Source organism: Acinetobacter sp. UBA2063 (assembly GCF_002333245.1).
Taxonomy (GTDB): Bacteria; Pseudomonadota; Gammaproteobacteria; order Pseudomonadales; family Moraxellaceae; genus Acinetobacter; species Acinetobacter parvus.
Window position 1 is genome coordinate 1 of record NZ_DDAH01000166.1, and the last position, 8100, is coordinate 8100.

Here is an 8100-nt window from a genome sequence, read left to right on the forward strand (position 1 = left end):
TAAGTTTCACGATTGAGTTAAGTTAAGTAGGTTAAAATGCCTACAAAAGTTAACTCAATCGTGAAACTTACTTAGATGATTTATGCGTAGATTTTTTTATAACCAACCAAATTTGCTACAAGTTGGCAGCACTGTGCCTTTGACCGAAGATATTTTTCATCATTGGTGTAAAGTGTTAAGAGCAAGTATGGATGAACAAGCGTTGTTTTTTGATGGTCAAGGTGGTGAATATACCGTTACTTTAACGGATATCACTAAAAAACAAGCGCTCGTTACCATCAACGATTTTAATCCGATCAATCGAGCTTTGCCATTTACTGTCAACATTGCCTTGGTGATGAGCCGTGGCGAGCGCATGGATTATGCGATTCAAAAAGCCACTGAACTTGGTGTCACAACTATTCAATTATTGACTAGTGAACGTTGCGAAATGCGCCTGAAATACGACCGTGATCAAAAGAAATTAGATCACTGGCAGTCTGTGGCCATTGCAGCATGTGAACAATGCGGTATGAACATTGTTCCAAATGTTCTAGCACCAATTAGTTTAACCGATTGGGTAAAATCGGCACAGCTACCACAATCACGTTTTGTGTTAGCGCCAAACAAAGACCAAGAAAACGTAGTACTAAATAGCCAGCCTGATTTAGCCCTACTGATTGGTCCAGAAGGTGGTTTGAGTGAAGCAGAAATTGAAACTGCAAACCAGAATCATTTTCAAAGCTGGTGCATTGGAGACCGTGTTTTAAGGACTGAAACCGCTCCAGTTGTAGCTTTATCCATTTTAAATTATCACTTTTCAGCCAAATAATGGTTTTGGATTGCTTTCCAATGGCTTTAGCGGTAATTTAAAATAAAACACAATGATGTTGATATACAGCAACGTCTATAGGCCCAACACAGATAAAAATGAAAAGGATTATTCTTTATATGTCAAGGGTTCAAGAAAAAAAATTTCTGCCGTTTACTTATACGGATCAGATCAACTATCCCAACCACGTACGCCTGTTCGTTTTAAGTGTATTTTTGATTGCGCTTCTGGATTATCTTCTATTCGCTTCCTTCTATTCCTTTAGTACGAATGTCTTTACCACATGGATGACCCTTACTCTTACACTATTACTCATTTTTTACGCAGTCTGTCACTTTTCATTAAGATATTATTCATCAACTCAGTTTGCTGGAAAAACCGATATTACCTTTCAGGCCATTTGTTTTTTCACGGGTTTGTTGCTGGGAATCAGCACCATTGTGATCAATTACCTATTGATCAGGGATGTCCCGAATCTTTCAGCCTCACATATCCTGACCCTGACCGCCTTGCTGCTCACCTCTTCACATATTATTGCGCTGACTTTTTTAACCCAGCATATCCGTTACTTTTTCCTGTTCTTCATTCCAAGCATCAGCCCTCTGGTGATTTCCCAGATTATACATAGAGATCAAGAACATACCCTATTTTACATTGCCTATTACCTGTCTTTTTTTGCCACTCTGCTTTGTGCTCAGGCCACCTTTAACATTCACCAGCGCCTGTCTCAGGTTCTGGATAAAAACAAGCAACTGATTGATGTGGCGGAACAACACAATCAATGGACAGAGGAACTATGCCAACAGCTACAGCGTGAGGTCAACAAATCCAAAGACATAGAAGCACAACTCCAGTTCAATAATCATTTACTGGAACAAAAGGTCCGTGAGCGTACTTTCGATCTTACCCAGATGAATGAGAGTCTGGAAGAACACCGCCAGAACTTGGCTTTTGCCCATGAAACTGCGGGTATTCGTCCCTGGGAATGGAATCTGGAAAACCATACGGTTGGTGTCACCAACGCCCATAGTCAAGGGGTTACACGCAAGTCTGAAAACCACTACACCCTGCTGCATAAAATCGTTCATCCAGATGATGTGGATCGGGTTAAAAATACCCTGTATAGCCATTTGTGCGGACAAACACAACGCTATGAAGAAACTTTCCGCATCAAACGCCATAATGGTGAATGGGCATGGATTCATGATGTTGGACAGGTCATTCTAAGAAATCCAAAAGATGGAACGCCGTTGCGCATGGTGGGCATACACCGTGACATTAATCAGGAGAAAAAGCATCAGGAACGTTTAAAACTGGCTGCCAGCGTTTTTGAACACGCTTCTGAAGGCATTTTTATTCTGGATGAAAATTTCTGCTATATCGAGGTCAACCCAAAATACGAACAACTGACTGGACTTGATAAGCAAATTATTATAAACAAAGAACTCTTTGAAATTACCAAACAAGATAAACAGCATCACCATAATTTCCACCTTTCGATTCTAGACACGCTCTATGAAGAACAGGAATATGAAGGGGAATTTCAGGAAACCTATCTTTCTGAAAAATCGTGTTTTTTATGGATACATATCAATGCGGTGAAAGATGAGACTGATCGGGTCATTAACTATATTGGTATTGTGTCTGACCAGACTGAGCGTAAACATCAGGAACAGCGTCTTTCCTACCTCACCAACTACGACACCCTGACGGATTTACCAAATCGTTTCTATTACCATCAGCAATTACATCAATATCTGGTCAATGAGGCATCCATTCAGCATCTTGCGGTAATTCGATTGAATATCGACAGATTCCGTGCCTTGAATGAACTACTAAGCAATCAAGCAGGAAATGAGCTGCTTAAACAGGCTGCACAACGTTTAAGGATTAGTAATATTGACGCACTTTTGGTGGCCCATTTAAGCGCGGATGATTTCGCCATTATTTACGAGATGTCACCACTCCATCCACAGATACACCAACTGTGCAACAATATTGTCGAAGCATTTAGCAAGCCATTCTATATTGCGGAACAGGAATATGTGGTCAGCATCTCCATCGGTGTCGCCATTTACCCAGAGCACGGCCGTCAGGTTGACAACCTCAATACCCATGCCGAACAGGCACTAACAGAAGCCAAACGTTTGGGTGGCAACACCATTCGTTATTATTCGAGTGAACGCACCAACTTTGTGGCAAGACACACTGACCTGGAACTCGATCTAAGAAAAGCGATTCAGAACAATGAACTGGTTGTCTATTATCAACCTAAAATGAATGCGCTTGATGGTAAAGTTGTTGGTTTTGAAGCCTTAATTCGCTGGAATCACCCAAGTAAAGGCTTAATCATGCCGAATATTTTTATTCCTTTGGCAGAAAGCACCAGTTTGATTTCAGATATTGGGCGTTTTGTGTTGTATGAAGCGGCAAAACAATTACAAGCATGGCAAAAACTTGGTTTCAATCATATTAATATTGCGGTAAATATTGTGGCGCAGCAAATTCAACGTGGTCAATTGCTGAGCGATCTCGATGAAATACTCGAAACCTACGCCATTATTGGCCGTAATCTTGTATTAGAAATTACCGAATCGGCATTTTTGGAAAATACTGATACTGTGAAAATGGTGTTAAAAGCCATTAAAGAACGCGACATTTCTATTGCATTGGATGATTTCGGTACTGGCTATTCATCTCTGGCCTACCTTACCGAATATCCAATTGACATCTTAAAAATTGATCGGGCATTTATTTCAAAAATTGGTGATGCCAAACACGATGCGATTGTTAATGCCATGATAGCCATGGGCAAAACCATTGGTTTAAAAGTTGTGGCGGAAGGGGTTGAGACCGAACAACAGCGTGATTACCTAAAACGCCAAAACTGTGACATATTGCAGGGTTACCTGTTTGCCAAACCATTAACTGCCGTACATGCAACTGAATATCTGCAACAGCATACCCAACTGTCAACCGCAAGATATTCCATTTAAAATGATTTTAGACTTTTTGCATGTTGATTTTTCCATCATTATCAATTGTCAATAAGCCTCATCGTTCAGTGAAAATAAGCTTTTTTGACTGGGCTAAACCATGAACTAGTGCTATATTCTTGTGCACTTATATTAATATCATAATCAGTCCTAGCTATGACTGGTTGTTGTATTGAAACAACTATCGAAACAATCGAGACTCAGATGGACGATCAATCTTTAAAACAAGCCGCTTTGTATTACCATGAATTTCCTACACCTGGAAAAATCAGTGTGACACCTAGCAAGCAGCTCGTTAACCAACGAGATTTAGCGCTTGCATATTCTCCTGGTGTCGCAGCTCCATGTCTGGAAATTGAACGTGACCCTTCTGCCGCCGCTAAATATACAGCCCGTGGCAATCTGGTCGCCGTCGTGAGTAATGGTACAGCCGTACTTGGTTTAGGGAACATTGGTCCCCTTGCCTCCAAACCTGTAATGGAAGGTAAAGGCGTACTGTTCAAGAAGTTCGCTGGGGTTGATGTATTTGATATTGAAATTGCTGAAAACGATCCAGACAAGATCGTGGATATCGTTGCCGCACTAGAACCAACCTTTGGTGGTATCAACCTGGAAGACATCAAGGCACCTGAATGTTTCTATATTGAGAAGAAACTTCGTGAACGCATGAAGATTCCTGTGTTCCATGATGATCAACATGGTACCAGTATTATTGTAGGCTCAGCATTGTTGAATGCCTTGCAGATCGTGAACAAGAAAATTGATGAAATTAAAATCGTTGCATCAGGTGCTGGTGCTGCCGCATTGTCATGTTTAGATTTACTTTGTGCATTAGGCGTAAATAAATCGAATATTATTGTGGCTGATTCTCGTGGTCTTCTAACAACTTCACGTGAAGGACTTGATGAATCGAAAAAACGTTATGTTCAAGATATTTCTGCCACTCAATTACATGAAGTAATGCCTGGCGCAGATATGTTCTTGGGTCTTTCGGCGGCAGGAATCTTAACCAAAGAAATGGTTAAGGAAATGGCTGAAAACCCAATTATTTTTGCACTTGCAAACCCAGACCCAGAAATCTTGCCTGAACATGCGCACGAAGTTCGTCCTGATGTAATTATGGCAACTGGTCGTTCAGACTATCCAAACCAAGTAAACAATGCACTTTGTTTCCCATATATTTTCCGTGGTGCGCTCGATGTCGGTGCAACTACCATTAATGAAGATATGAAAATTGCTTGTGTACATGCGATTGCACGTATGGCACATATTGAAGCAGATGCTGCGACTTACGGTGAAAAATCTGCATCATTCGGTCGTGATTACTTGATTCCTCGCCCTCTGGACCAACGCTTGATTCTTGAGATTGCGCCAGCAGTAGCTAAAGCTGCGATGGATTCAGGTGTTGCGACACGTCCAATTGAAGATTTTTCTGTATATCGTCAAAGACTTTCTGAGTTTGTATATAACTCAGCATTTTTAATGAAACCGATTTTCTCACAAGCGAAAACTGATCCTAAGCGTATTGCATATGCCGAGGGTGAAGATCAACGTGTATTGCGTGCGGTTCAAATTGTTGTAGATGAAGGTCTAGCTAAACCAATCCTTGTTGGTCGTACGGCTGTTATTGAAGACAATATCAGAAAACTCGGTTTACGCTTACAGCGCGATGTCAATATTGAAATCGTCGATCAAGAAAACAATCCTTTATATGATGATTTCTGGAAAGACTACTACAATACGATGCAACGTAAAGGCGTAACTGTGGAATATGCGCAACGTGAAGCACGTCGTCGTTCAACCTTAATCGCCGCATTGCTAGTTAAGTTTGGCAAAGCTGATGGCATGCTATGTGGCACTTATGCGAGCTACGATATCCATTTAGATTTCGTTAAAAACGTGATCGGTTTAAAAGAAGGTCGTAGTACTTTGTTTACACTCAACGCATTAATGCTTGAAGATCGTAACTTGTTTATTGCCGATACTTATGTAAATACCAATCCAACTGCTGAACAACTTGCAGAGATGACTATTTTAGCAGCCGAAGAAGTACGTCGTTTTGGTATGACTCCTCGTGTCGCTTTACTTTCTCACTCAAGTTTTGGAAGTGATCAAGTTGATCCAAGTGCTCAGAAAATGCGTGAAGTTTATCGTTTACTTTCTGAACAAGCTCCAGAACTTGAAGTTGAAGGTGAAATGCATGGTGATGCAGCATTAGATGAAAGCATTCGTCACTTTGCCTTCCCTAATTCACGCTTCAAAGGTTCTGCAAACCTATTGATTATGCCTAACTTAGATGCTGCAAACATTTCATTCAACTTGTTGAAAGCAACATCTGGTAATAACGTAACAATCGGTCCAATCCTTTTAGGCGCAGCAAAACCTGTTCATATCCTTACACCAACGACAACAACACGTCGTTTAGTGAATATGACAGCTTTAACTGTTGCTGAAATTCAGCAAAGCCAAAACTGATATAGTTTAAGCATAGCTTTTAACATTAAAAGCTATGCTTAGTGCTTGAGAAAACCTCTATTCTGTAGCATGATTGTGTGAAGAATAGAGGTTTTTTATGCAAGTTTATTTAGTAGGCGGTGCAGTTCGAGATCACTTACTCGGTCACCCCTATCACGAAAAAGATTATGTTGTGGTTGGAGCAACACCTGAACAATTATTATCTGAAGGTTACCAACGCGTTGGAAAGGACTTCCCTGTATTTCTTCATCCAAAAACAAAAGAAGAATATGCACTAGCACGTACTGAAAGAAAATCAGGCATTGGCTATCACGGATTCCAATTTTTTACTGATAGCACTGTTAAATTAGAAGAAGATTTAATTCGTCGTGATTTAACGATTAATGCAATGGCAATGGATGAAACTGGACAAGTTTATGATCCCTATGGTGGTCAAAAAGATCTTGACCAGAAAATCCTACGCCATGTTTCAGATGCATTTACCGAAGACCCTTTGCGTGTGCTACGTGTTGCCCGATTTGCTGCACGCTATGCAAACTACGGTTTTAAAATCGCAGATGAAACGCTGCAACTAATGAGTGAAATTGCGAAATCAGGTGAGCTTGATGCATTGACTCCTGAACGAGTATGGAAAGAGACTTCTCGTGCATTGATGGAAGATCATGCCGATATCTATTTTCAAACATTAAGAGATTGTGATGCACTAAAAGTACTGTTTCCCGAGATAGATGCATTATTTGGTATTCCTCAACGCCCAGAGTACCACCCTGAAATAGATTGTGGTGTACACACTTTAATGGCCCTAAAACAAGCTTGTCAGTCCAATTATGCACTGGATGTACGCTTCGCTGTTCTGGTCCATGATTTGGGCAAGGCATTGACCCCTGTTGAAGAGTTGCCACGCCACATCATGCATGAGGAACGTGGTTTGCAACCCGTAACCGAGGTGTGTGACCGCTTAAAGGTTCCCTCTCAGCTCAAGAGTCTGGCCCTGACCGTCTGTAAAGAACATTTAAAGTGCCATCAGGCCAAGAGTTTAAAACCAGGTACTTTATGGCGTTTACTACAACGTTTGGATGTTTTACGGAAACCAGAAAAGGTTGAAGCATTTGTACAGGCATGTGAATGTGACGCAAAAGGCCGCCTAGGTCTGGAAGATCGCCCTTATCCACAGGCCCAATATATTCTGGATGCAATGCAAATTGTACGGAATATTCGGGCACAGGATTTACCCGAACACATTACAGGGCCTGAAATTGGTGAAATGCTGATTAAATACCGAATTGAGGCACTGGCACAGTTCAAACAGCAACACGATGAGCCATAGTTTGAGCATGTAAAAAGAACCAATAAAAAAACCCAGCAACAAGGCTGGGTTTTTTGAAAAGATACGAATTACTTCGCAGCTTCAGCCTGAGCAGCAGCAACTTCTTCTGCAAAGCTCATTTCAGCTTTCTTCTCAATACCTTCACCCACTTCGAAACGAACGAATTGAGCGACATTGGTACCCGTTGCTTTCAATACATCAGCAACTTTCTTGTCGTTGTCGATTACATACATTTGACGGTCAAGTGCAACTTCGTTCAAGTATTTATCAACTGAACCACTTACCATTTTCTCAACGATGTTCGCTGGCTTACCAGATTCCAACGCTTTCGCTTCAGCAATTTCTTTCTCTTTCGCGATTAAGTCAGCTGGAACAGCTTCTGCATTTACAGCAACTGGGTTGAACGCAGCAACGTGCATTGCAATACCTTTACCAGTGTCAGCATCACCTGTGTAAGATACAACCACACCGATTTTTAAACCGTGCTTGTA

5 protein-coding genes are annotated in these 8100 nt (G+C 41.1%); 4 read left to right on the forward strand and 1 reads right to left on the reverse strand.

Features of this window, described 5'->3' with window-relative positions; translation table 11 throughout:
* Window positions 1-82: 82 nt before the first annotated feature.
* The 4 genes from B4H32_RS07915 to B4H32_RS07930 all read left to right on the forward strand — a co-directional run bounded on the left by B4H32_RS07915 (window position 83) and on the right by B4H32_RS07930 (window position 7609).
* Complete coding sequence (locus tag B4H32_RS07915; RefSeq protein WP_286801511.1) at window positions 83-811, forward strand: 16S rRNA (uracil(1498)-N(3))-methyltransferase; 729 nt, start codon at window positions 83-85, stop codon at window positions 809-811.
* 119 nt (window positions 812-930) lie between these two features.
* On the forward strand, window positions 931-3807 hold the full coding sequence (locus tag B4H32_RS07920; protein WP_286801517.1) for a bifunctional diguanylate cyclase/phosphodiesterase: 2877 nt from the start codon (window positions 931-933) through the stop codon (window positions 3805-3807).
* Window positions 3808-4011: 204 nt separating this feature from the next.
* Window positions 4012-6282: an NADP-dependent malic enzyme gene (locus tag B4H32_RS07925; RefSeq protein WP_286801533.1), complete on the forward strand. Its 2271-nt coding sequence runs from the start codon at window positions 4012-4014 to the stop codon at window positions 6280-6282.
* A 97-nt stretch (window positions 6283-6379) separates the two neighbouring features.
* Window positions 6380-7609, forward strand: a complete 1230-nt coding sequence (locus tag B4H32_RS07930; protein ID WP_286801549.1) for a multifunctional CCA addition/repair protein — start codon at window positions 6380-6382, stop codon at window positions 7607-7609.
* Window positions 7610-7677: 68 nt separating this feature from the next.
* Here the strand turns inward: B4H32_RS07930 and tsf are convergent.
* Window positions 7678-8100 (reverse strand): translation elongation factor Ts (gene tsf / locus B4H32_RS07935; protein ID WP_286801553.1); only part of this gene is annotated, 423 nt, incomplete at its 5' end.